At 48.8% G+C, this 23,509-nt stretch carries 20 protein-coding genes; 14 read left to right on the plus strand and 6 right to left on the minus strand.

Annotated features, from left to right (window positions below):
- Positions 1 to 21: 21 nt before the first annotated feature.
- The 6 genes from fdh3B (N7386_RS20235) (at position 22) to N7386_RS20260 (ending at position 6,806) form a co-directional block, all read left to right on the plus strand.
- Positions 22 to 618: a formate dehydrogenase FDH3 subunit beta gene (fdh3B, locus tag N7386_RS20235; protein ID WP_007651894.1), complete on the plus strand. Its 597-nt coding sequence runs from the start codon at positions 22 to 24 to the stop codon at positions 616 to 618.
- Between the two features lie 49 nt (positions 619 to 667).
- Positions 668 to 1,696, plus strand: a complete 1,029-nt coding sequence (locus N7386_RS20240) for a formate dehydrogenase subunit gamma (RefSeq protein ID WP_011624443.1) — start codon at positions 668 to 670, stop codon at positions 1,694 to 1,696.
- A gap of 380 nt (positions 1,697 to 2,076) precedes the next feature.
- Positions 2,077 to 2,277, plus strand: a complete 201-nt coding sequence (locus tag N7386_RS20245; protein WP_011624444.1) for a twin-arginine translocation signal domain-containing protein — start codon at positions 2,077 to 2,079, stop codon at positions 2,275 to 2,277.
- 17 nt (positions 2,278 to 2,294) lie between these two features.
- Positions 2,295 to 5,147, plus strand: a complete 2,853-nt coding sequence (locus N7386_RS20250) for a molybdopterin-dependent oxidoreductase (RefSeq protein WP_011718643.1) — start codon at positions 2,295 to 2,297, stop codon at positions 5,145 to 5,147.
- A 29-nt stretch (positions 5,148 to 5,176) separates the two neighbouring features.
- Positions 5,177 to 5,746: a formate dehydrogenase FDH3 subunit beta gene (gene fdh3B, locus N7386_RS20255; protein ID WP_011627524.1), complete on the plus strand. Its 570-nt coding sequence runs from the start codon at positions 5,177 to 5,179 to the stop codon at positions 5,744 to 5,746.
- Between the two features lie 76 nt (positions 5,747 to 5,822).
- Positions 5,823 to 6,806, plus strand: coding sequence for a formate dehydrogenase subunit gamma (locus N7386_RS20260; RefSeq protein WP_011624447.1), 984 nt, complete (start codon positions 5,823 to 5,825; stop codon positions 6,804 to 6,806).
- An 80-nt stretch (positions 6,807 to 6,886) separates the two neighbouring features.
- Here N7386_RS20260 and N7386_RS20265 read toward each other — a convergent pair whose 3' ends face one another.
- Positions 6,887 to 8,944 carry a TonB-dependent receptor gene (locus N7386_RS20265; RefSeq protein WP_011718644.1) on the minus strand — a complete coding sequence of 686 codons (2,058 nt, stop codon included), beginning with the start codon at positions 8,942 to 8,944 and terminating at the stop codon, positions 6,887 to 6,889.
- Positions 8,945 to 8,987: 43 nt separating this feature from the next.
- Here N7386_RS20265 and N7386_RS20270 point away from each other — a divergent pair, with 43 nt between their 5' ends.
- Both N7386_RS20270 and N7386_RS20275 read left to right on the plus strand, forming a co-directional pair.
- Entirely contained in the window at positions 8,988 to 9,236 is a 249-nt protein-coding gene (locus tag N7386_RS20270) for a hypothetical protein (RefSeq protein ID WP_041412850.1), read from the plus strand.
- 335 nt (positions 9,237 to 9,571) lie between these two features.
- The gene (locus tag N7386_RS20275; RefSeq protein ID WP_011718645.1) at positions 9,572 to 11,155 is read left to right on the plus strand and encodes a methyl-accepting chemotaxis protein; all 1,584 of its coding nucleotides are present in this window, start codon (positions 9,572 to 9,574) and stop codon (positions 11,153 to 11,155) included.
- A gap of 99 nt (positions 11,156 to 11,254) precedes the next feature.
- Here N7386_RS20275 and N7386_RS20280 read toward each other — a convergent pair whose 3' ends face one another.
- The gene (locus N7386_RS20280; RefSeq protein WP_011718646.1) at positions 11,255 to 12,184 is read right to left on the minus strand and encodes a bile acid:sodium symporter family protein; all 930 of its coding nucleotides are present in this window, start codon (positions 12,182 to 12,184) and stop codon (positions 11,255 to 11,257) included.
- 386 nt (positions 12,185 to 12,570) lie between these two features.
- Here N7386_RS20280 and N7386_RS20285 point away from each other — a divergent pair, with 386 nt between their 5' ends.
- From N7386_RS20285 to N7386_RS20295, 3 genes are all read left to right on the plus strand, one after another.
- Positions 12,571 to 13,908, plus strand: coding sequence for a coproporphyrinogen III oxidase family protein (locus N7386_RS20285; RefSeq protein WP_011718647.1), 1,338 nt, complete (start codon positions 12,571 to 12,573; stop codon positions 13,906 to 13,908).
- 115 nt (positions 13,909 to 14,023) lie between these two features.
- Positions 14,024 to 14,257, plus strand: coding sequence for a hypothetical protein (locus tag N7386_RS20290; protein WP_086903564.1), 234 nt, complete (start codon positions 14,024 to 14,026; stop codon positions 14,255 to 14,257).
- 28 nt (positions 14,258 to 14,285) lie between these two features.
- Positions 14,286 to 15,224, plus strand: a complete 939-nt coding sequence (locus N7386_RS20295; RefSeq protein WP_279770665.1) for a DUF4424 domain-containing protein — start codon at positions 14,286 to 14,288, stop codon at positions 15,222 to 15,224.
- Positions 15,225 to 15,281: 57 nt separating this feature from the next.
- Here N7386_RS20295 and N7386_RS20300 read toward each other — a convergent pair whose 3' ends face one another.
- On the minus strand, positions 15,282 to 17,273 hold the full coding sequence (locus N7386_RS20300; RefSeq protein ID WP_278892527.1) for a ligand-gated channel protein: 1,992 nt from the start codon (positions 17,271 to 17,273) through the stop codon (positions 15,282 to 15,284).
- A gap of 121 nt (positions 17,274 to 17,394) precedes the next feature.
- On the opposite strand from N7386_RS20300, the gene N7386_RS20305 reads away from it, so the two are divergent.
- The gene (locus tag N7386_RS20305) at positions 17,395 to 18,357 is read left to right on the plus strand and encodes a LysR family transcriptional regulator (protein WP_279770668.1); all 963 of its coding nucleotides are present in this window, start codon (positions 17,395 to 17,397) and stop codon (positions 18,355 to 18,357) included.
- A gap of 79 nt (positions 18,358 to 18,436) precedes the next feature.
- On the plus strand, positions 18,437 to 19,309 hold the full coding sequence (locus N7386_RS20310; RefSeq protein WP_279770669.1) for a patatin family protein: 873 nt from the start codon (positions 18,437 to 18,439) through the stop codon (positions 19,307 to 19,309).
- Here the strand turns inward: N7386_RS20310 and N7386_RS20315 are convergent.
- Together N7386_RS20315 and N7386_RS20320 are read right to left on the minus strand one after the other, a co-directional pair.
- The gene (locus tag N7386_RS20315) at positions 19,302 to 20,237 is read right to left on the minus strand and encodes a LysR family transcriptional regulator (protein WP_279770670.1); all 936 of its coding nucleotides are present in this window, start codon (positions 20,235 to 20,237) and stop codon (positions 19,302 to 19,304) included. The genes N7386_RS20310 and N7386_RS20315 overlap by 8 nt on opposite strands.
- Positions 20,238 to 21,092 (minus strand): EamA family transporter, encoded by an 855-nt coding sequence (locus N7386_RS20320; protein ID WP_279770671.1) that lies wholly within the window; start codon positions 21,090 to 21,092, stop codon positions 20,238 to 20,240.
- A 196-nt stretch (positions 21,093 to 21,288) separates the two neighbouring features.
- Here N7386_RS20320 and trmL point away from each other — a divergent pair, with 196 nt between their 5' ends.
- The gene (trmL, locus tag N7386_RS20325; protein ID WP_099457270.1) at positions 21,289 to 21,753 is read left to right on the plus strand and encodes a tRNA (uridine(34)/cytosine(34)/5-carboxymethylaminomethyluridine(34)-2'-O)-methyltransferase TrmL; all 465 of its coding nucleotides are present in this window, start codon (positions 21,289 to 21,291) and stop codon (positions 21,751 to 21,753) included.
- A 987-nt stretch (positions 21,754 to 22,740) separates the two neighbouring features.
- Here the strand turns inward: trmL and N7386_RS20330 are convergent.
- Positions 22,741 to 23,295 (minus strand): hypothetical protein, encoded by a 555-nt coding sequence (locus N7386_RS20330; protein ID WP_099457269.1) that lies wholly within the window; start codon positions 23,293 to 23,295, stop codon positions 22,741 to 22,743.
- Positions 23,296 to 23,509: the final 214 nt, after the last annotated feature.

Here is a 23,509-nt window from a genome sequence, read left to right on the forward strand (position 1 = left end):
TTGATGAGGAGATAAGCCATTATGGCAGTCATGAAATTTTTGTGTGACACCAAACGCTGCATCGAGTGTAACGGCTGCGTCACAGCATGTAAAAACGAAAACGACTCCGCACTTGAGTGGGGTATTCAACGTCGCCGCGTGGTGACGATTAACGATGGTCAACCGGGTGAAGCATCGATTTCAGTAGCATGTATGCACTGTACCGACGCTCCTTGCATGGCCGTATGTCCGGCAGATTGTTTCTACCGTACTGACGATGGCATTGTGCTACACAACAAAGATACCTGTATCGGTTGTGGCTACTGCTTCTATGCCTGTCCGTTTGGTGCACCACAATTTCCGAAGAAAACCGCCTTCGGTAGCCGCGGTAAAATGGACAAGTGTACTTTCTGTGCCGGTGGCCCAGAAGAAACCTTCTCCGAAGCCGAGCACAAGAAATACGGTGCAAACCGTATTGCTGAAGGCAAGCTACCTATGTGTGCTGAGCTTTGTTCAACCAAAGCGCTGCTTGCGGGTGATGCGGAAGTAGTATCAAACATCTACCGTCAACGTATGGCCTCTCGAGGCAATCCTAACGTGATTTGGGGCTACAACCCAAAGACCGGTGAGATTAACTAAGCAGAGTGAAGGTTAGGGAGTCATCCCTAACCTCTGGCAAGGAGTGAAAATGTTAAACAAACAGTTAAACAAATCACTGCGCAGTCTGTTTGCTCTGATGGTACTCGTGATGGGATTGGGCCTAGGTTCAGTAATGAGCGCAAGCCCAGTACAAGCAAGTGATCAGCAATCGAGTCAACAACAGGCGAAAGCGCAAACCAGCGAAGCCGATCTGTGGCGCGCGGTAAAGTCGGGTGAAACTGGCTATACCACAGCCAAAGGGGTCGAAACTGGGGTGTTGATTAACGTTGCCGGTAACCAAGGTAAAGAACTGAGAAACCAATACATCACCCCGATTATGGCCTTGGCTGTAACGGGTGTGTTTGGTGCTTTCTTACTGTTTTACTTGGTGAATGGTCCTTCAAGACTCAGCCACGGCTTTTCAGGCAAGATGGTGGCTCGTTGGTCTAAGGCGGATCTGTGGATCCACTGGATCATGGCAATTAGCTGTCTCACGCTGATGTTTACCGGCTTAACCATTATGCTCGGTAAGCATGTTGTGCAAGAGCTGCTAGGGCCAGACATCTGGGCACCGCTGATCTACGGCAGTAAAACCGTGCACGACTGGGCTGGTCCCATCTTTATCATGGCGTGGATTGTCTGCGTGGTGAAATGGATGCCGCTACAAACCTTTAAGATGTACGATCTTAAATGGTTCTTAGTGGTCGGTGGCTATATCAACTTTGGCCCATTCAAAGGCAAACACCCTGACAGTGGTTTTGCTAACGCCGGTGAAAAAATGTGGTTCTGGACACTGACCCTCTTCGGACTGTTTATCAGTGTGTCTGGCATCATGTTGGTATTACCCGGCTTAGATCTACCCCGTGAAGCCTCGATGGGCGCGCTGCTGATCCACTCGATCAGTGCCGTTATCCTGATTGCCTTTACCATAGTGCATATCTGGATGGCGACCGTACTCAGTGAAGGCGGTATGGAGTGCATGAAGTCAGGCTATTGTGATGAGAACTGGGCTATCCAGCACCACAATTTATGGTATGACGAAATCAAAGCTAACGGCAGTCTGCGTTATAAAGACTAACTAAAGCCTGAAGCTTTACCCCAATAAAAACACCTCGCAGTGCGGGGTGTTTTTTTACCTAGACTCCAAACAACAACTCATTAACAAGCGTTTCATTTTTATCCGAAAACCGACCCATTTTTGCGTGTTCACACAAGTGCTGAAACCATGAGCGAGTTAACGCTTTTGCATCAGCACGCCTGCCTGTCCGGCTGCAAACTGTTCTAGATCAAATCCTACTCAATCTTTTCCTACTATATTGCCCTCACGCGCGATGATTAACGGCAAGCAAGATGATTTCATTATCTTTTCCACCTCTAATCTTCACTTTTTGATAACAAGTTTAATCCCTCGAAAAGTCGCGCCATCCAAGAACCATAACCCCTCATTCAGGAGTCAGCATGAAGCAACAACCTAGCGATTTATCTCGCCGTTCTTTGCTTAAAGCACTCACCGTTGGCAGCGTTGCCGGCGCCGCAATTGCCGCTACCGGCATGAGCGCAGCCCAAGCCAGCGAGAGCAGCAAGGTAACAACTAAAGAGCCTAAGGGTTACCACGAAACTGCGCACATTATCAGCTATTACGATAGCCTGCGTAGCTAATCTAGGAGAAGTCAGCGATGAAGTTAACTCGCAAGTCCGATGTCGCCCAAGTGGCCGACAAACCGACGTTAGGCATTAGCCGTCGTCAATTTATGAAGCAAGCAGGTATTACTACTGGTGGTATCGCAGCCGCTTCTCTGATGGGTACAGGCATGATGCGCCGCGCAGAAGCCAAAGATGTGCCACACGACGCGCCGATCGAAGTTAAACGTACGATTTGTAGTGCCTGTGCTGTGGGTTGTGGTCTGTATGCCGAAGTGCAAAATGGCGTGTGGACAGGTCAAGAACCCGCGTTCGATCACCCATTCAATGCCGGCGGTCACTGCGCGAAAGGTGCTGCACTGCGTGAGCATGGCCACGGTGAAAAACGCCTGAAATACCCAATGAAATTGGTTGATGGCAAGTGGAAAAAAATCTCTTGGGAAGATGCGATTAACGAAGTGGGCGACCAAATGCTCAACATTCGTAAAGAATCTGGCCCAGACTCTGTGTACTTCATGGGTAGCGCTAAGTTCTCTAACGAAGGCTGCTATATGTACCGCAAACTGGCGGCCATGTGGGGCACAAACAACGTCGACCACTCTGCTCGTATTTGTCACTCTACCACGGTAGCCGGTGTTGCTAACACTTGGGGTTACGGTGCGCAAACTAACTCTTTCAACGACATTCAGAATGCCAATGCCATCTTCCTGATCGGGGCAAACCCAGCAGAAGCGCATCCGGTTTCAATGCAACACATTCTGATCGCCAAAGAGAAAAACAACGCGAAAATCATCGTTGTTGACCCACGTTTCTCTCGCACAGCGGCGCACTCAGATCTGCACTGTGCAATTCGTCCTGGTACTGATATTCCGTTTATCTACGGTATGTTATGGCACATTTTCGAAAACGGTTGGGAAGATAAAACCTTTATCCAACAACGCGTATTCGAGATGGAAACCATCCGCGAAGAAGTGAAAAAGTTCCCACCTAAAGAAGTGGCGGATATCACTGGCGTGAGCGAAGAAGTGGTTTATCAAGCCGCAAAACTGATGGCAGAAAACCGTCCGGGTACTGTGATTTGGTGTATGGGTGGTACTCAGCACCACGTCGGTAACGCTAACACTCGTGCTTACTGTATTCTGCAATTAGCCTTAGGCAACATGGGCGTTTCTGGCGGCGGCACTAACATTTTCCGTGGCCACGACAACGTACAGGGCGCGACTGACTTAGGTCTGCTGTTCGACAACCTGCCTGGCTACTACGGTTTAACCTCAGCCGCTTGGACTCACTGGACCCATGTGTGGGATCTGGATATGGAGTGGGTGAAGAGCCGCTTCGATCAAAACGCCTACTTAGGCAAAGATCCAATGACCACCCCAGGTATTCCTTGTTCTCGCTGGCACGATGGCGTGTTAGAAGATAAGAGCAAGCTGGCACAGAAAGACAATATCCGTATGGCCTTCTTCTGGGGTCAATCGGTCAACACTGAAACCCGTCAACGTGAAGTGCGTGATGCCTTAGACAAGATGGACACAGTCGTGGTTGTCGACCCATTCCCAACCATGGCGGGTGTTATGCACCGTCGTAAGAATGGCGTGTATCTGTTACCTGCTGCGACTCAGTTTGAAACTCAAGGTTCAGTGTCTAACTCAGGCCGTTCTATCCAATGGCGTGAGCAGGTTATCCAACCTTTATTCGAGTCAAAAACCGACATCGAAATCATGTACCGTTTAGCGCAAAAACTCGGTATCGCCGAGCAATACACTAAACGCATCGCCAAAGAAAACGGCTTACCGGTTATCGAAGAAATCACCCGCGAAATCAACCGCGGCATGTGGACCATCGGTATGACAGGTCAAAGCCCTGAGCGTATCAAGCTGCACACCCAAAACTGGGGCACTTTCAGCAACAAGACGCTCGAAGCCGCCGGCGGCCCAGCTAAAGGCGAAACCTACGGTTTACCTTGGCCATGTTGGGGCACACCAGAAGCTAAACACCCTGGTACCCAAATTCTGTATAACCAATCTAAACACGTTAAAGACGGCGGCGGTAACTTCCGTGCTCGTTACGGCGTTGAATACAATGGTAAAAACCTGCTGGCTGAAGGCTCTTTCTCTAAAGGTGCCGAGATCCAAGACGGTTACCCAGAATTTACCGATAAGCTGCTGAAGCAACTCGGTTGGTGGGATGACCTGACTGCGGAAGAAAAAGCCGAAGCCGAAGGTCGTAACTGGAAGACCGACTTATCAGGCGGTATCGTGCGCGTGGCAATCAAGCATGGTTGTATTCCATTTGGTAACGCTAAAGCCCGTTGTATTGTTTGGACTTTCCCAGACCAAGTGCCAGTTCACCGCGAGCCGTTATACACAGCACGCCGTGACTTAGTGGCTAAATACCCAACCTACGACGATATGCAAGTTCATCGTCTGCCAACACTGTACAAGTCAATCCAAGAGAAAGACTTCAGTGGCAAGTACCCACTGGTACTGACCTCTGGTCGTTTAGTGGAATACGAAGGTGGTGGTGAAGAATCTCGTTCTAACCCATGGCTGGCTGAGCTTCAACAGGAAATGTTTGTTGAAATCAACCCAGGCGACGCAGCCGACCGCGGTATCCGCAACGGTGAGTTTGTGTGGTTAGAGGGCGCCGAAGGTGGCCGCATTAAAGTACAAGCTCTGGTAACGCCACGCGTTAAACCAGGTGTGACCTTTATGCCATACCACTTTGCGGGTGTGATGCACGGTGAAAGCTTAGCGCCTAACTACCCTGAGGGCACTGTGCCTTACGTTATCGGTGAATCCGCTAACACGGCACTGACCTATGGTTATGACCCTGTGACTCAAATGCAGGAAACCAAAGCGTCGCTCTGTCAGATCGTTAAAGCGTAAGTGCAGCTTAAGCTAGGAGAATTGCCACTATGGCTACAATGAAATTTTTGTGTGACACCAAGCGCTGCATCGAATGTAACGGCTGTGTCACCGCATGTAAAAACGAAAACGATTCCGCTCTCGAGTGGGGTATCCAACGCCGCCGCGTCGTGACTATCAACGATGGTCAACCCGGTGAAGCTTCAATCTCTGTCGCCTGTATGCATTGCTCAGACGCGCCATGTATGGCGGTTTGCCCAGCAAACTGCTTCTACAGAACCGAAGACGGCATTGTGCTACACAACAAAGATGCCTGTATTGGTTGCGGTTACTGCTTGTACGCCTGTCCATTTGGCGCACCACAGTTCCCGAAAAAAGGTGCCTTTGGTAGCCGCGGTAAGATGGATAAATGTACCTTCTGTGCCGGCGGCCCAGAAGAAAACCACTCAGAGGCAGAGCGCCAGAAGTACGGCTCAAACCGTATTGCCGAAGGTAAACTGCCAATGTGCGCAGAACTATGTGCGACTAAGGCCCTGTTAGCGGGTGATGCAGAAGTGGTTTCTAGCATCTTCCGTGAGCGTGTGGCTTACCGTGGCGCTAAAAACGCGGCTTGGAATTAATTCAGGTCACAGGATCTGTCCACAGACTTAGCTTGGCGCCTGCTAGCAGGCGCCACTAAGCGAGAGAGGATGTATGATGAACAAATGGTTCAAACACATAGGTTTAGCCATAGCACTGCTGTTTAGTGCCGTGTGTCTAGCCAATGGTGGTGATGAACAAGCGCTCCAACCTCAAGCCTCTGATGCCCAAATTTGGGCACAGCTGAAGGACGGCGCCACGGGATACACTACCTCCCAAAGCGAGTTCCACGCACAACCGATCAATACCTATGATCTGCGTGTACTGGAGCTGCGTAGCGACTGGTTAGCGCCGGCCTTAATGGCGGCGTTATTCGGCATGATCATTATCTTTGTCTTATTTATCAAGGTGAACGGCATCTCCAAGCTACACCATGGTTTTTCGGGCAAGCTAGTGCATCGCTGGTCAAAGTTCGACGTTTCAATCCACTGGCTCGGTGCGATCCCGTGCTTAATGTTGATTCTAACGGGCTTAACTTTGTTAGCGGGTCGTTTCTTCTTCCAACCTTGGTTGGGCGAAGGCATCTGGGAAGCCATAGTCTATGGCGCGAAGCAAATCCACGATGTGATGGCGATTCCGTTCATGATCGGCTGGGCATTGATGACAGTGTTATGGGCGAAGAACCAGCTGCCAAAAATGTACGACGTGAAATGGTTCCTCGTTGTTGGTGGTTACATCAACTTTGGTCCCTTCAAAGGTAAGCACCCTGATGCTGGTTTTGCTAACGCCGGTGAAAAAATGTGGTTCTGGGCCTTCGCCCTGTTTGGATTAGTGATTTCTGCCTCAGGCATGTTGTTACTGTTCCCAAATCTTTTCGAACCAAGCCGTACCTTAAGCTTAATCGCGCTGGTATTGCACTCAGTGAGCGCCATCGTGATCTGCGCCTTCTCTATCGTGCACATCTTTATGGCAACGGTAATGTCAGAAGGCGGTATGGAGTGTATGGTGTCTGGCTATTGTGATGAAAACTGGGCAACCCAACACCACAACCTGTGGTACGACGAAATCAAAGCCAACGGCACTTTGAAATATAAAGAGTAAAAGTCGCTGAAAACAAAAAACCTCCACAGCATGCTGTGGAGGTTTTTTTATCGGTAAAATAAGTGCGTCAAATCGAGCGCTTAGAAGCGGTACATCACAGATACACCGAGATTTCTAGGGTCGATAATCGCCGCATAACCATCGGGATAACTGCGGCTAGCGGGTTCATTTACCGTCAACGCTTGCTCATCAAACAGGTTGTTTACAAAGCCGCTGATTCTCCAGCTATCGGTTTGATAATCGAGGCTTAAGCGGGCAACAACATAATCGCCAGCCACCCGTGATTCAGTATTATTGATATCCGCATAATACTCACCTACGTAGTTACCTGAAAAACCGAAAGAAAACGCATCGCCCAACCAATATTTTAAGCCCGCATTGGCGGTCACATGCGGCGCCGAGTTCAGCTGATTGCCGATAATGTCGCCATAACTAGGATCCGCTTGCTTGGTCTCACTATCGAGTAAACCTACGCCCGAAATAAACTGCAGGTTTTCGGTGAGCATAGCGCTGAATTCAGCCTCAATACCGTAGCTGACCGCTTTATCGATATTGGTAATTTTGCGGGCGCTGTTAGAGGCTTGGTAACCGTCGAAATCGTTGTAGAACAGGTTGGCACTAAAGTTAACATCGCCATCCATAAACGCGCTGCGACTGCTGATTTCATAGGTATTAACGTACTCTTCGTCGTAGTAGTAATACTCACTTTCGGCTAACGACAACGCACCGCCACCCGAGTTATAACCGCGACGCACGCTGGCCGCTAAAGTTGTGCTGTCATTCAGCGCATATTGCAGCACTAACTTCGGCAGGGTAACGGTATTGGCATTATCGAGTTTTTCCCGCAATTGGCTGCCTTGATAGAGCATATTGAAGTTACGCAATTGCTCCTCACGCATCACGCGGCCACCGAATGTGACCCAGAGAGATTCGGCAAGGCCATAGGTCATCTCACCATAAATGGAGGTGGATTCAGTGCTGTCATCCCCACTGTAAACAGAGCTGCCAGTACTACCAAAATCTTGATCGCGTTTAAAATAGGCTAAACCCACAAAGCCGTTGAAATCTTTATCTTTTAGACCAAAGCTGTACTTACCATCGACGGTGTAACTCTGGTCATTCATATCAACATATTGCTGCGCCGTGGCGAGAGCCTCATAGGATTCAAAGCCCCAGTCATAATCCATATAAGCGACGATGAGATCGAAGGCGCGGCCTTCACCGAGGTCATAATCGACTTTCACTGAGTGAGTCGTGGATTTAGTCTCGATATAACGTTGGAAAATAGGCTTAAACGCCCAAGGATCATCGCCGGTAAAATAGTTGCGCCCAGAGTCACCTTTCTCATCATTGTATGAAAAGCTATAGAGCACTTTGAGATCTTCAATCGCACTCGGCTGCCACAGGAATTTACCGCGCCAGCGATTGGTGATCAGTTCATTGAGGTCGAATGGGGCTGGATTTGTCTCATATTCCAAGCCTTTATTGAAGGTATTCCCTGTCACATTTTGTCCGCTCACCCTAAACGCCAACTCATCATCGAGAATCGGGCCTGAGAGCATAACGGCGCTATCGATAAAGTTATCTTGATTGCGATAACCGACACGAGCCGCACCTTGCCAATCGAAGGTGGGGTCTTCCGTTTTAATAAACACTGTGCCGCCAATGCTGTTACGACCGTTAATTGTCGATTGCGGACCGCGGTACACCTCAATTTGTTGGATATCCCACAGACCAGTATCACCAGTAAGATCGGCCACAAAAGGTTCGGCAACTCCATCGACTAAGGTGGATACCCGCGCCCGAGCACCGCCGGTAAAAGAGTTAAATCCAGAGGCAGAACCATTACCAGAAACCCCACGGATATCCGGCACAGATCCCGTAAGCACCACCACGTTAGGCACTTCAGATAAGGCACTCGAGGTAGATTGATATTGACCGCTGTCGAGCGCGTCTTTATCGATAACCGAAATAGAGGAAGTCGTATCCTTAAGGCTACGCTCGATTTTCTCACCATAAACAGTTATCTTTTCAATCGGTTCAGAAGATTCTGCGTCCACAGCAGCGTAAGCTGAGGACATCACTAAACTCGAAACCATTACTGCAATTGCACTTTTCTTAAACGCCCTGCATTCCATAAAAACCTCGACGGCACTCATTGATAAACGGTGTTAGCTTGAAATGCCGACAATCTACATTAAAACAACCTTAAATCCAGATGATAACCAATATCATTTACATTCTACTTATGACTTTGTGACCGAACGCAAATTCGTAGGAATGAGAGATAAACAATTGAGCAAGGAACAATTGTCACTCGCTTTGACAGACGAGGACGCATTGACGCCTCAGTTTTTTGCAGAGATTTGGCGGGCTTTGATTCGAGCGAAAGCACGTGGCGTTTGGTTGTTCAGCCCCAACGTGCGATAGCACCATGGATACACTTATAAACATTTGTAAGTTTTGCGATCTGCCTCACAATCGCTTTTTTGCCTGTTAATGCACTGTAGAAGAGCACTCGCTCGCAAAACAATTTTCACAATAAAATCAATCGCCTGCAAATGCAATGAATTTAACTTACATAACACCTAGCAACCAGTACGCCATCCACGGTTAACACACTAAAAACAACGTATTTAAAAACATAGCGTTATAGATATTACGTTCAAAATATCGCCTTGCGACGAGTGAAATCCAAGCGTTAAAATGGCCTCAATGTGTAATTTAATTACACCCCTTCTTGATTGATACCCCAGTAGGCCACCATGTTTAACAATGCAAAAACCAGCACATTGACGGCGCTGCCCTCAGTGTTTGCGAGTATTTTATTGATCATTATCGGCATTTCCTCCTATCGGGGTTTTGCCGAACTCAATAACACCAGCAGTCGACTCGTCAACAATACCAAACTCGCCGAAACCTTCACCAATGTGCGTGAAGCGTTCTTCGAGTTGCGCTTAGCCACACTAGTCCATAACAGCGACGCCATCAGCTTGCAGCAACGCAATGTTCGGCAACTTGTCGAGCAACTCGCAGAATTTAACACCGATTTTATGGGGCAAGATGCCAGAACGATCCGCACACTATTGCCGCAAATCGAGCAATATGTGCGTCTCTATCAGCAGGAGTTAGCCTTCGCCAAACAAACGGGCACCGAACCTGAACTCACGTCAGAACGCGGCGCTCTTGGGCCAAAAGTCAGTAATGAGATCAATCAATTAGTCAAATTGATCACCCAACGCAACCATGAACTAGGCAAACAGGCAGAAGACAAAGTCAATGCCACCGAAGCGCTGCTCCTTGGCCTAATCCTAGTTGCCATTGTCGCGTCCCTGCTAAGCGCCCTGTTTATGAGCAGACGTTTAGTCAATATCGTTCATCAAATCAAGCGGGTTGTAGAACACCTTGCCGATGGCGATCTCACCCAGAAGACTCAAATCAGTGGGCAAAACGAACTCTGTGCGCTCGGCGCCGATCTTGATCGAGTGATTGACCACTTGCGCCATATGATTTCCGATATTGCCCAGGCCTCTGAACATATGTCGGATCAAATTGGTCAGTTGAATGTGCAGTCCAATGCCAATACCCATGCATTGCAAACCCACGCGGTAGAAACCGACCAAGTGGTGACGGCCATGACCGAAATGAGTGCAACTGCCCATAACGTTGCCGGTGATGCCGCCTCTGCCGCACGCTTTACCCAGCAGGCAAATGAACAGGCTGATAAGTCGAAAAAGGCTGTCGAACAGGCGGCAAATACTGTCGTCGCCTTAGTTGGTAAGGTCGATACCGCCGCTCACACCATCGCGGAAATGAATGAAAACACCCGCCATATCGCCACCATCTTAGATGTGATTGGAGATATCGCCGACCAAACCAACTTACTCGCCCTTAACGCCGCCATCGAAGCCGCCCGCGCCGGTGAACAAGGTCGAGGCTTTGCCGTCGTCGCCGACGAAGTACGCGCCCTTGCCGCTCGCACCCAAGCGAGCACGGCCGAGATCAATCAAATGCTAGAACGCCTGCGCACGGGTGCTAACAGCGCCGTTAATGCGATGGATGAGACTAAACAGAGTTGCCAAGATGCAGCGGACACCACCACGTTGGTGACTGAAAGCTTGGAAACCTTGACCACTTATGTATTTGATATTAATGGATTGAGCAATCAAATCGCCACCGCCGCCGAAGAACAAAGCGCCGTCAGTGAAGAGATTAATCGTAACTTGAATACCATTCGCGAAATGGTTGAAGAATTAAATCAAAGTGGTAAAGCGACCCTCAATAGCGCGACCTCCTTGGCCGCCACGAAAGAACAGCTAACAGGCGTAGTCTCGCATTTTAGACTCTAATTCGAGTCAGCTAAGTCGTTACAATGGCCTAATATCGCAAGATGTTAGGCCGAACTTTTTTAGAGCAATGCATAAAGCCTTAAATAAACATCTAATGGTTTATTCCAATCCATCGCTCTGTTTCTTCTGCTCTAAGCTCGCCCAATATCCTGCCAACATCGCACCTGAAAGGTTATGCCAAATCGAGAAAATCGCGCTGGGGACGGCGGAGAGCGGGCTAAAAAACTTGATGCATAATGCGGTCGCAAGGCCTGAGTTTTGCAACCCCACCTCAATCGAAATGGTTTTACATACTGTATGGTTAAAGCCGAGCAAGCGGCAGCAGGTATAACCCAAGGCGAGTCCCAAACCATTATGTAGAAACACCGCGAGTAAAATCACAGGCCCCACCTGCGAAAATTGCCCTGCATTTAGGGCCACAATAATGCTGATGGCCAGTACAATCGCCACGATAGAAATGATGGGCAATGCGGGGGCAAGTTTAGCCACTTGCGGTTTAAAGAAGTGATTCAACACCACACCCACAGTCACAGGGATAAGCACGATTTTAACGAGACTGACTAGCATATCCATTAAAGGAATGGCGACCATCTCACCGATTAATAGCTCAATAATCAAGGGAGTGAGCACCACACCCGCTAAGGTGGATAGCGCAGTCATAGTGATAGATAAGGCGACATCGCCCTTGGCCAAATAGCAAATCACGTTCGATGCAGTGCCACCCGCCACACTCCCCACCAACACCATGCCTATGGTCAATTCCCGATTGAACCCTAATAGTAAACTAATGGCTAAGGCGCTTAAGGGCATCAGGGTAAATTGCAAGATTAAGCCAGTGATAACGGCACGTTTCTGTTTGAATGCATAGGCAAAATCCCGCACATCTAAGGTCAGTCCCATAGATAACATAATCACCACCAGCAACGGCACTATGCTGGTTTTCAATCCGCTAAACCATGCGGGCATCAAATACGCCGTACCCGCCCCGAGTAAGGCAAATAGCGGAAAAAAGCGGTTGATATTAACCAATGGGGATCCTCCAAGATTTCAGGCGGTTTGGGGAGATTAAGCCATGTCCGCAGGGATAATGACAGCCAGATACCCTCAGTACAAGTCAAAATGCCCACAAGTAAGAAGCTCAACTTTTTATCATTTCAGTCTTTCGATTGAGCACTAAAGTTAATCGCTCAAATTCAATAACAAACAGCCAAAAACCTCAGTAAATATGCATCTATGTTTACTAAAACATGATCTGCTTAACAAAAAGCCAGTGATTTCCTTGTTAGGAAACCGTAACTTATAACCAGTTCACGTTTTGCTTACTCCATACGAGGTAGTCTAATTGCGCTAGGTGGTCGTGAATTACCTAAAGCAATTTCGGTGTTTACGGTTAGCACTCTCAGATAGGAATCGTTATGTCTTCAGTTATTCAAACGCTCAATCGCGCGATCGCAACGCCTTATCAAGCGAATATTACCGTCCCTAACTGGATGCTCAGCTCGATGGAACGAGTCATGCAGTATTATGTCGATAAGAATCTTCGCCTCGATACGCTCTCCGCCGACATCATGCCCGCCCCGGTCGAAGGTAAAAAGTACATGCTTTATGCCCATGTGCCCTTCTGCCATACCTTGTGTTCTTACTGTACCTTCCACCGTTTTATGTTTAAGGAAGACAAGGCGCGCGCTTACTTTATCTCTCTGCGTAAAGAGATGGAGATGGTCAAAGCCTTAGGCTATGACTTTGAATCTATGTACATTGGCGGCGGCACCACCACAGTATTAGAAGACGAACTCGCCCGTACTATTGAGCATGCCAAGACCCTATTCCCAAGCATTAAAGAAGTGTCTTGCGAGTCGGATCCACAGCATTTAGACAGCCCAGGCTTTAAGCAACTCAAGGGCTTAGTGGATCGCATGTCCATCGGCGTCCAAAGCTTTAACGACGACATTTTAAAAATGACCGATCGCCTCGAAAAATTCGGCACAGGTCAGCAAACCTTCGACAAGATCATGGCGGCCAAAGAGCTGTTCCCTATTATCAACGTCGACCTGATTTTTGGCTTTCGCGGTCAAACCGATGAAGTGATCCAGCACGACTTAGACATGGCATCGCGCCTCGACCCAAGACAGATCACCACCTATCCGCTGATGATCACGCACCAAACGCGTAAGAGTGTTAAAGGTAAACTGGCAGCGCCACAGGCGGATATGGCCAACCAATATCGCCAGATCTTAAACCGTTTAAATGGTCAATATAATCAGTTGTCTGCATGGGCCTTTGGTAAGGCGAATGACGAAGGCTTCGACGAATATGTTATCGACTACGATGAGTATTTAGGGGTGGGTTCAGGCTCATTTAGCTTCCTGAACGACACTTTATACGTCAACACTTTCTCGCTGCGTAAATACCAAGAGCGGATCGCCGCCGGCAAGATGGGCGTCGAGCAACAGAAAAACTACAGCAAAAAGGACGTGATGCAGTATCGCTTCCTGCTGGGGATGTTCTCTGGTCGCCTATCGCGCAAATACTTCCGCGAAACCTTCGGCGTTAACTTAGACACAGCCCTGTTTAAGGAAATGACCTCGATGAAACTGATTGGCGCCATCAAGAACGACCCAACCGATCCAGATAATCTGATCATCACAGATAACGGTAAGATGATGGGCCTGTTAATGATGAAAGAGTTTTACGCCGGCATGGATAACGTGCGCGCCCAATTGCGTAAGCCACTCAAGCCCTGCGATATGTAAATATCGGTTGAACCACAAAAGGCCCATGATGGGCCTTTTTGTTAGCGCCATTTCAGGCTACGCTTGCCACCACTCACGCATGAGTCTGTCGCCCAGTAATAAAGGAGTATTCGTTATGGGTTTTAATGAGCAAGAAAAACAAGCACTACTCGCCGTTAAAGGTGTTGGCCCGACTGTTATTAAACGCTTTGAAGAAATCGGTATTAGCTCACTCGCCCAGTTAGCCGAGCATGAGGTCGAAGATATCGCCAACCTCGTCGCTAGCATGCTACGCACCACTTGTTGGAAAAACAGCCCACAGGCTCGCAACGCCATCGCCGCAGCCATTGCGCTTGCCCGCCGCGCCTAATCCTTTATTGCTATCTTTTGAGATGTTTATGTCAATCCATATTCGCGCCCTAATGGGCGGTTTACTCGCGCTGCTGAGCACGGCAGCCTTCGCCAATGACAGCAGTTTTGGTGATGCTAATGGTTCTATCACCCTTAAATATCAGCCGCATATCAGTATGGACAAGGAGTCGCTCTTTATTAGCGAGGCCGAAGTCAGGGTCGATTATCTGTTTACCAACAGCAGCTCGCAGGATCTTACCGTCCCCATCGCCTTCCCTATGCCGCCGATGTTTTTTGGCTCAGCCGATCACAGCAGCATCGATAACTTCACACTCAAAGTAAATGGCAAAACCCAACCAACCGAGCACAGGCTCGTCGCCCAACTTGCCGATAAGACGGATATTTCACTAGAGCTTAAAAATCTCGGCTGGGGCGTAGAGGAAGTCGCCTATTTTGCCGAGTACGGCGAAGTTCCCAAGGGCAAACCCGCGCTCCCCAAGGAATGGTTAGATGAAGAGCAACAAATCGCCTTTACCCTAAGCGATTACTTTGTGTGGGAACAAACCTTTCCCGCGGGCCAATCTGTCTCCATCAGCCACAGTTATACACCGAGTATTTCAACGGGCATCCCCGATACTGCCAATAGTATTATCGATACTTACACTGAACTTGCCTGTTTAGATGAAAGCGCTAAGCAAGGTATTCGAAAGCGAAACCTTATCGTTAAACAAGACGGCGAAGATGTTGAATATGGCGTGGAATGGAGCCACCTTAGCTATATTTTGGTCACGGCCAATAACTGGCAAGGGGCGATTAAGGACTTCAAACTCACTATTAAAAAATCCCAGCCCACAGATCTCATTAGCCTGTGTTTTGATGGCGAGCTTAAAAAAACCGATCCACTCACCTTTGAGTTCCAGCAAAAGCAGTTCACGCCAACGCAGGATCTCAGCATTCTATTTATCCGTAAACCGGATTTTGAATAATCAAAAAAGCCAGCTAAATGCTGGCTTTTTGTATTAAGCGACTAATTTTAAACACGATTAAAAGCTATAGGTCATGCCTAACCAGTAACGACGGCCGTCTTCGATATAACCGTACTCTTCTTCCGTGATGTCCTTATCGAAGGCGTTATAAATACCCGCGCTGAACTTAATGCTGTCATTAACGCGATAGTTGGCACCTAAATCTAACAGCGTATAGGAAGGCGCAATCAAGCTGCTCGAGGAAGGCCCAGTGGTTGGCTGGCTCTCTTCACCACGATAGTTAACCCGCAGCCAAGTGCTTAACTTATCTATCGGCTCATAGTTAACCGACAATTGCACCAGATGTTTAGGTAACTGATTCAATGGACTACCTTTATAGGCGCCCGTCTTTTGCTCCGAGTCGGTATAAGTGTAGTTGCCCGTCAATGCCAAGTTGCTGAGGATTTTATAGTCGATACTAAACTCAACCCCTTGGGTGACCGCCTCATCGATATTCACATAGGTGGTCGGGTCGGAGCCAAACTGATTCGGCCCATCGGTACATTGAGTCGCAGGGCAAGCGACACGGGTGATCTTGTCCTCAAACTCGTTATAGAACACGCCTGCACTGGTGGTGATGGAGTCGGTGAGATCGGTGTAAATGCCTAGCTCATAGTTTACTGAGGTTTCGGGTTGTAAATCGGGGTTACCGTACATATTGCCGCCTCGGCTTACCTGCCCCCAATCGGGCACAGTTTGCCTCAGGCTCGGCGCCCTAAAGCCGGTCGACACACCGCCTTTTAAGGTAGTGTGTTCGGTCAGCCCCCATACGCCGTAAATCCGTGGGCTGAGGTGGTCGCCAAAGTTTTCATCATCGTCTAAACGCAGGCCCAAGGTTAAGGCAAAATTATCGACGATACGCCATTCATCCTCTGAGAACACCGACCATTGGCGGCGACTAATATCGGTTAAGTCACTGACCTGATTGCCGGTTTCATCGGTAAGATCTTGCTTATTGAAGGCAGCGCCGAAGGTGGCGGTATGGCTTTCCCCTAAGGTTGCGATCAGGCTAGTTTGAGCATCGGTATTCTTGATCTTCATCTTGCGGGACTTGTTATCAAATACTTCGTGCTTGATATAAGTATCCGAGGTACCAAAGTCCCAACGCCCGGTGTGCGATAGGGAAATGGTGCTGTTTTCATACTCGGTTGACGACGAAGCAGGGCAACCACTGCGGCCACAACTGGCGCCCGGCGCCAATGGCGCAACGGTTTTCCCTAAGGTGCTATCCAACTCTTGGTTGGCGATGCCGACTTCCAACATGATGTCATGGTCTTGGTTAGGCGTGAGGGCAAATCTGGCGGTGAGATTATCCGCATCGCGACCTCGGTAACCGCCGTAGATACTATCTTCTTCACGTTGAGTGTATTGGCCGTATAACTGCACGCCGAGCAGATCTTTAATCAAGCCACCGTTCACAAAAAAGTTGCCCTGATACACATTGCCTGAGTCCGACTTTTCCTGCAGCGTAGTGTCGAGGCGCAGCTCCCCCTGCCACTCATTGGGCACTTTACGGGTGATGATGTTGATCACCCCACCTATGGCATCGGAGCCATAAAGGGATGACATGGGTCCGCGGACAATTTCAATCCTATCGATTGCGGCGAGCGGCGGCGTCCAAGCGCCTTCAACACCAGGACCGTCGCTGTTGGTGCGGGTCTCGCGGGAAGACTGGCGTTTACCATCGACGAGGATCAGCGTGTATTGGCTGCCCATGCCCCGCAGACTAATGTCCCGACGGTCGGCACCGCCAGTCACCACCACGCCGGGCACTTCTAACATAGCATCGGTTAAGTCACGGTAAAAACGTGTATCGAGATCCTCACGGGTGATCACGCTGATAGAAGCGGGCGCGTCACGCACTTGCTGCTCGAAACCCGATGCGGTGACGACGATTCTTTCCATCATCTTGTCTTGATCGGGTGCGGCATCCGCCAAAACTTGAGTGGCGGGTAGCAATAATGCGGCAGAAACTAGCTGTGCGAGGATCTTTTTACGACGTAACAACATAACCAACGAATCTCCCTTGACCCTTTGTAAATGATAATAATTTTCAATACGGCAATGTATCCCTATGTTACAATCGGCTCAAGTTAGACTTTGAGTAATCACTTGTAAGAGTTGCTTAAGAATGAATAGAAATATGGTCAAGGGCATGATCGTGTTTGCCGCCATCGCGGAAAAAGGCTCGATGAGTGCTGCGGCAACGCAGCTTAATCTGAGTTCATCGGCGGTGAGCCAACAAGTCGCAAAGCTTGAAATGGATATGGGAATTAGTCTGTTTCACCGTAATACCCGCCACCTGACACTCACAGAGGCGGGCACATTATTTTATGAAAACTGCATTAAAATCATAAAAATAGTAGAAAGTGCCGAACATCAGCTGCATGCATTAAAGGGCACACCTTCGGGGGAGCTAAAAATTGCCGCGCCGGTCGGCTTTGGTAGCGGTTTACTCAGCCAACCATTAGCGAACCTGTTGGCGGCTCATCCGCAGATCAGCCTCAATCTGCAATTACAGGACGGTCCAATCGATATAGTTAACGAAGGAATCGATCTGGCAATTTGCATCGGCCCTCTATCGGATTCGAACCTTATCGCTCGCCCCTTGGCAGATTGGCGCATGTTGTTGTGCGTCGCCCCTAACTATATTCCCCAGCATCAACACCTACAGCATCCTGACGAGTTACAAGGGTTCAACCGTATTAGCCACAGCTATGCTAAGCCCGAGTTCTTAACCCATTCACAGACTCAAGCGCGAGTCGAACTCCCTGCCCAGCGCATCAACGTCAACAATATGCAGACGCTTATCCAACTCACCCTCGATGGATTAGGCTTTGCCGTATTGCCAGAGCCCGAAGTGCATCAATATCTTGCATCTGGCCAACTGGTGACACTTTTGCCCGACTGGTCGCTGCGCACCTACAGCGTTTACAGCGTGACCTCGGCGCGGGATAAACAGCCCGCCAAAGTGAAAGAAGCCATTGCGGCGCTCAGCCAATATTTTAGCCAGATGGATTTTAGTCCGAACCCAGCATTACTGACTCAACCCAGCGCCTGCGAGCTCACGCCAAGATTAGCCATACCCGCCTAACCCTTGTAGACACGCGTTTCATTTATCAGGTGAGTTAGAGTATGCTGTTCTATCCATTCGATTAAACAGTAGTAACTCAATGCAAGATGTGGCCTTAGTGTTAGAGGGCGGCGGCCTGAGGGCAATTTATACCGCCGGCGTGTTAGATGCCTTTTTGCAGCAACAATTGCACTTCCCCTATGTGATAGGCGTATCGGCGGGGGCGATTTATCCCGCTTCTTACGTCTCACGCCAATTTGGCCGCAATTTACAAATTCAGCAGCAATATCTGCGGGATAAGCGCTACATGGGGCTACGCCACTGGTTAGCCACGGGCAATTATGTCAACACCGACTTTACCTATAAGCGCATGGCCTATGAGTTACTGCCTTTTGATTTTAAAACCTTTTTAGGTAGCGGAACCGAGTTTAAGGTCGGGGCATTTAACTGCCAGACAGGACAAACCGATTACTTTGGCATGGCCGATTTTCAGGAGCACGACAAATTGCTCGACGTGCTTATCGCCTCCTCTAGCCTGCCTTTTATGGCCAATCCCTATCGGATAAACCACCAAACCTACCTCGACGGCGGCATCGCCGCGCCTATTCCGGTCGCGCAAGCGCAGCAAGAGGGCTACTCGCGCCAAGTGGTGATCCTGACTCAGGACGCAAACTATCGAAAATCGCCAATGAAGTTCAATTGGTTAGCGCGCAAGCGTTATCAAGCTTATCCGGCGGTAGCCGCTGCACTCAAAGTGCGTCACCAACGTTATAACCAATCCCTCAAGGAACTCGCCCAGAGTGTAGTCAGCGGCCATACCTTTGTGATCCGCCCTGCTGCGCCGCTTAATCTCTCGCGGCTTGACCGCAATATCGATAAAGTGACCGCCGTGTATCACCAAGGCCTAGCCGATGGACAGGCGATTTTGCCTAAGCTGCGGGCTTGGCTAAACACTGGGGCAGAAGTTAGTTAGGGAGCGAGGTGCGGACTTTGTTAATAATCAGTTCCCGCAGCCATTTATGGCTGAGATCGTGCTCGAAGTGCTTATGCCACATCAACAGATAGGCACCGGGGATCAGTTTAATCGGCGAGGGTAAATACTTAAGATCAAACGACTTCATCACAGCTAAGGCATAACGGGAAGGGGCGCAGAGGATCAAATCACTCTGCTCACACAGGGCCAGCGCACTCTGAAAGTCCGTCATATTGACCGCAATATCCCGTTTACGCCCTTGGATTTGCAGCACATCGTCTAACAACCAATATTCCAAGCCACCAAAGGCGACCTGTAACTGGCGATAGCTTAAAAAGGTATCGAGATCCCATTCCTGCGAAAGTGCAGGATGGTCACGGCGCATCAGGCAAACTGTGTAATCCTGAACCAATTCAACATAATGGATATCATCCGGAATATGGTTTACATGCATGGGCGAACGTTCATCCCATTCGCGGCAACCTATGGCAAGATCGATATCGCAGCGCAGCAGTCTGTCCATGGTATCCAGCCGCCAGGTTTGGCAATTAATGCTCACACCGGGCGCCTGCGCTAAGAGCGAAGGCATAAAGTGTGGGAAGGTCAGCGAGTAGGTCGTTTCGACCAGATGCATTCGAAACTGGCGCTGACTTAAGGCGGGTTCAAAACTGTCTGGCCGAGTAAATTGCGCTAATTGCTGTAAACATTGGCGCAAGTCGGGCGCCAGCGACAGCGCCTTGGGCGTCGGCTTGAGGCCGTAGGCGGTGCGCTCGAATAAGGGATCATCAAACACTTCGCGCAGGCGGGTCAATTGCTTGCTCACCGCCGACTGACTTAAATGCAGCCGCGCCGCCGCAGCCGTGACACTCTGCTCCTCGAGGAGAATTTCCAGTACGGGCAGTAAGTTTAAGTCTAAGTGTTTTAGCATCTAACCCCTCGCTTTTAAGGGATTCCACCTCAATTTTTGCGGCAACTTCATCAGCAGTAGCGACAGTAAAATCACTAAAATCCCTGCCCACTGGCGCATATCTAAGGCTTCACCCACAATCAATACGCCTAATGATACGGCAACCACGGGATTGACTAAAGCCACCATCCCCATGATTTCTGGTCCTAAATTTCGCATTGACCACAGCCAAGCCCAATAAGCCACCGCGGTATTGGCGGTAGCCAACCAGATTAACGAGGGAACCACATCCATATTCGGTATCTGTGGCGGCCCCGCCATAAACCAAGCCAACGGGATCAACATCAATCCCCCCAAGAGTAATTGCCAAGCGGTCAGCACTAAAAAATCGCCCACATCCCAGCGCTGCATCCAACGGGAAGAAAAGGCAATCAGAGTCGTCGCACTCAACATACACAGGACACCAATCGGGTCGAGATCCGCCGAGGGATTAAGCAATAAAATCACTCCTGCAAGGCCCATCAAACCGAGCAGTAACCACTTCATCCCCGGACGTTTTTTATCGATCAGCCAAGCGAGGATCAAAAAGATTAATGGCAAAGTCGCCCCCAGCGTACCCGCGACGGCGCCGGGTAGCCGATAGGCGCCAATAAACAGCAGCGCAAAGAAGGCGCCAATATTACAAAACGCCAGCAAGCTTAATTTAGACCATGCCAGCGTCGGCAAACGTGGGCGCAGCATCAACAGCAATATGCCCGCAGGCAGCGCGCGCCAAACCGCCACCCAGTAGGGCGACATATCCTGTAAGTAAAGACTCACCAATGCATAGGTAGTCCCCCAAAACACTGGGGCGAGTAACGCAATCACAAACGGCATAATGACTTCTTAAAAAGTATCTTGATATTGAGATATATTACTTTGAGAGAATAAAACAGGCAAGTGCTGAGATAAGGTTAATAGGGAGAAAAGAAAAGGGACTAGCGTTTATGCCGCTGTAGATATGCGCACGCAGAGCTGTGCTTAAGCCTTGTTTGCCGTATAATCGGGCGTCATTTTTTATAGGCGGGCAAGCATGTTCCATATCGCACTCTATGAGCCAGAAATCGCACCCAACACGGGTAATATAATTCGCCTTTGCGCAAACAACGGCAGCCAACTTCATCTAATTGAGCCACTTGGATTTGATTTTGAAGAGAAAAAACTGCGCCGCGCGGGCCTAGACTATGCCGATTTAACCAATGTGACTCGCCATAAAAACTTTGAGGCCTTCCTCGAGGCCATGGCTGGCAAACGCATTATGGCCTGTACTACTAAGGGCAGCCGCCCGCATACTGAACTCAGTTTTGCTAAGGATGACGTGCTGCTATTTGGCCCTGAAACCCGCGGTTTACCTATGTCGATTATCGAGTCGATCCCGACCGAGCAGCGATTACGCATCCCCATGGCGGCCACCAGCCGCAGCCTCAATCTCTCCAATGCCGTGGCGATTATCAGCTACGAAGCTTGGCGTCAGCTCGGATTTGAAGGCGCAATTTAATACGCAGGAGGATTAGGCTGGACTTCACCAGCCAATTTTCCAATCACACAGCCATCCACGCAGAAAGATTGCTTTAACTCAATTCACACCAAGCCAGATACCTTTGCCACTAGGTGTGAGTTGTCATTGTTTCTCCCGTAACACGCCGCAGTTGTATTTAACAGAGTTGTCCCTATAGGCTCGACGACCACACTTTGTGACAATATGCCAGCAATTTCACTGCAACTGACAACGGCTTACATCACTCCGAAAGTAGTCTTATCTCAGCAACTCCCAATCACTATGGGACGATATACCTCGTTTGAAATACCCCATTTTAGAAGGAACTAGCGCAATTTATTACCCCTATGCTGTCCATGCGGCGATTTATGGTTCTTGTTTAAGCCATTTTAAATCGTACAAGTTGTAGGCAAACTGAAAGTGCATTATGTTGTTGATTTAAAATGGGTGGCTAGATTTAATTTCCATCGAGGTATTATTTGAGTAATCGAGCGTTTGAGAGAAATTATATCTTAATCACTTTCATACCAGTATTGATGCCAGGTTTTATTCTTTATTGTCTTATTGAAGGAAATATAGATAAGGCATTAATACTTTTGAGTATTTTTTGCTTTTCTCTGTATTGTTATTCACGTAGTTCAAAGATCATTCGCACTGTAGAGGGGTTCATCTCTAGGATGGTGTGGTGCTGTATTTTGTTATCAGTAACATTAGTTATCGTAGCAATATCTCCTGAAGCTAAAAACGCATTCGCAGGGGCCGTTCTATTTTTGTATGTCCCGAGTTTGCTTATTAGTATTTTTGTGCTCAACAGAAGTCGGCCAGCCAAAGAGCTTAAGGAAAAGCTGAAAATTATTTATAACAAGTACTAACTAAAAATACTTGTCTTTGAATGTCACTCCTACGCTCAGAAGTGAATTTTATGGGTATCCAGCCAAGATCATACAACATACTCAAAACTGCCCGTTCGGGTATAAATTAGTCGGCTTAATAAGATGGCGCGACAGGCGTCATTTCTATCCCACGAAAGAGCTGATAGCGGTCTATATCATCGTCTAAATATTGGATATTTTGCGTCCACTGCCATGCCCCTTGGGGCGATTTAGCTTCGAATAACAGTTGGATTAAGGCGGCGCGCGCATTCACGACTCCCTCGCCCAGCAGGGAATAATCGCCATTTTGTTGATATAAACTAAAGACTTGCTGCTTTTCCTGCGAGACACCGTCGTAGTAGGTTAACAGCACTTGCTCGCCTTGCTCCCTAAACCACCATGTCTCGCTGTAGGGAGCGTGCGTTCCTACACTTACGGAGAGGATCAACTGCCGCTGATCATGGGAACAAAATCCATTGACCGTCACTTGTCTAGGGGTGTCACTTGCCTTAGCAGCATTGCCCTGCCACTGCCCCACCATTTGCGGGCAAAAAGCTTTAAAACTGACCTTAGCGGCTTGCGCAGGAAAGATAGCCAAGCTGCCCAAGGCGAGTATCAATACATTTTTGATCAATAGCTTGCCCAGTTTTTGCGGGATGATTAACGCCATATTCAAGTCCTATTTCGATCTCCCAATACATTAGCGTTAAAACACCTTAGCCACAAATACGCCATAACACTTTGCGCCATACCCAACATACCTTGCCATCAAAATGTCCTCAGTGGTTACAGTTACTTACATAAAAGTCACTCTTGCCACCGATAGACTCAGTTTGATTTCATGCTCAGTTTCTATACTGTGATGTTTTACGGGAAAAATAACG

The organism is Shewanella sp. GD04112, assembly GCF_029835735.1.
Lineage (GTDB): Bacteria > Pseudomonadota > Gammaproteobacteria > Enterobacterales > Shewanellaceae > Shewanella.

Bases quoted from the DNA above. Each gene is read 5' to 3' on its own strand.
- fdh3B (WP_007651894.1), top strand. From the start codon at position 22: ATGGCAGTCATGAAATTTTTGTGTGACACCAAACGCTGCATCGAGTGT.
- N7386_RS20240 (WP_011624443.1), top strand. From the start codon at position 668: ATGTTAAACAAACAGTTAAACAAATCACTGCGCAGTCTGTTTGCTCTG.
- N7386_RS20245 (WP_011624444.1), top strand. From the start codon at position 2,077: ATGAAGCAACAACCTAGCGATTTATCTCGCCGTTCTTTGCTTAAAGCA.
- N7386_RS20250 (WP_011718643.1), top strand. From the start codon at position 2,295: ATGAAGTTAACTCGCAAGTCCGATGTCGCCCAAGTGGCCGACAAACCG.
- fdh3B (WP_011627524.1), top strand. From the start codon at position 5,177: ATGGCTACAATGAAATTTTTGTGTGACACCAAGCGCTGCATCGAATGT.
- N7386_RS20260 (WP_011624447.1), top strand. From the start codon at position 5,823: ATGAACAAATGGTTCAAACACATAGGTTTAGCCATAGCACTGCTGTTT.
- N7386_RS20265 (WP_011718644.1), bottom strand. From the start codon at position 8,944: ATGGAATGCAGGGCGTTTAAGAAAAGTGCAATTGCAGTAATGGTTTCG.
- N7386_RS20270 (WP_041412850.1), top strand. From the start codon at position 8,988: ATGCCGACAATCTACATTAAAACAACCTTAAATCCAGATGATAACCAA.
- N7386_RS20275 (WP_011718645.1), top strand. From the start codon at position 9,572: ATGTTTAACAATGCAAAAACCAGCACATTGACGGCGCTGCCCTCAGTG.
- N7386_RS20285 (WP_011718647.1), top strand. From the start codon at position 12,571: ATGTCTTCAGTTATTCAAACGCTCAATCGCGCGATCGCAACGCCTTAT.
- N7386_RS20290 (WP_086903564.1), top strand. From the start codon at position 14,024: ATGGGTTTTAATGAGCAAGAAAAACAAGCACTACTCGCCGTTAAAGGT.
- N7386_RS20295 (WP_279770665.1), top strand. From the start codon at position 14,286: ATGTCAATCCATATTCGCGCCCTAATGGGCGGTTTACTCGCGCTGCTG.
- N7386_RS20300 (WP_278892527.1), bottom strand. From the start codon at position 17,273: ATGTTGTTACGTCGTAAAAAGATCCTCGCACAGCTAGTTTCTGCCGCA.
- N7386_RS20305 (WP_279770668.1), top strand. From the start codon at position 17,395: ATGAATAGAAATATGGTCAAGGGCATGATCGTGTTTGCCGCCATCGCG.
- N7386_RS20310 (WP_279770669.1), top strand. From the start codon at position 18,437: ATGCAAGATGTGGCCTTAGTGTTAGAGGGCGGCGGCCTGAGGGCAATT.
- N7386_RS20315 (WP_279770670.1), bottom strand. From the start codon at position 20,237: ATGCTAAAACACTTAGACTTAAACTTACTGCCCGTACTGGAAATTCTC.
- N7386_RS20320 (WP_279770671.1), bottom strand. From the start codon at position 21,092: ATGCCGTTTGTGATTGCGTTACTCGCCCCAGTGTTTTGGGGGACTACC.
- trmL (WP_099457270.1), top strand. From the start codon at position 21,289: ATGTTCCATATCGCACTCTATGAGCCAGAAATCGCACCCAACACGGGT.
- N7386_RS20330 (WP_099457269.1), bottom strand. From the start codon at position 23,295: ATGGCGTTAATCATCCCGCAAAAACTGGGCAAGCTATTGATCAAAAAT.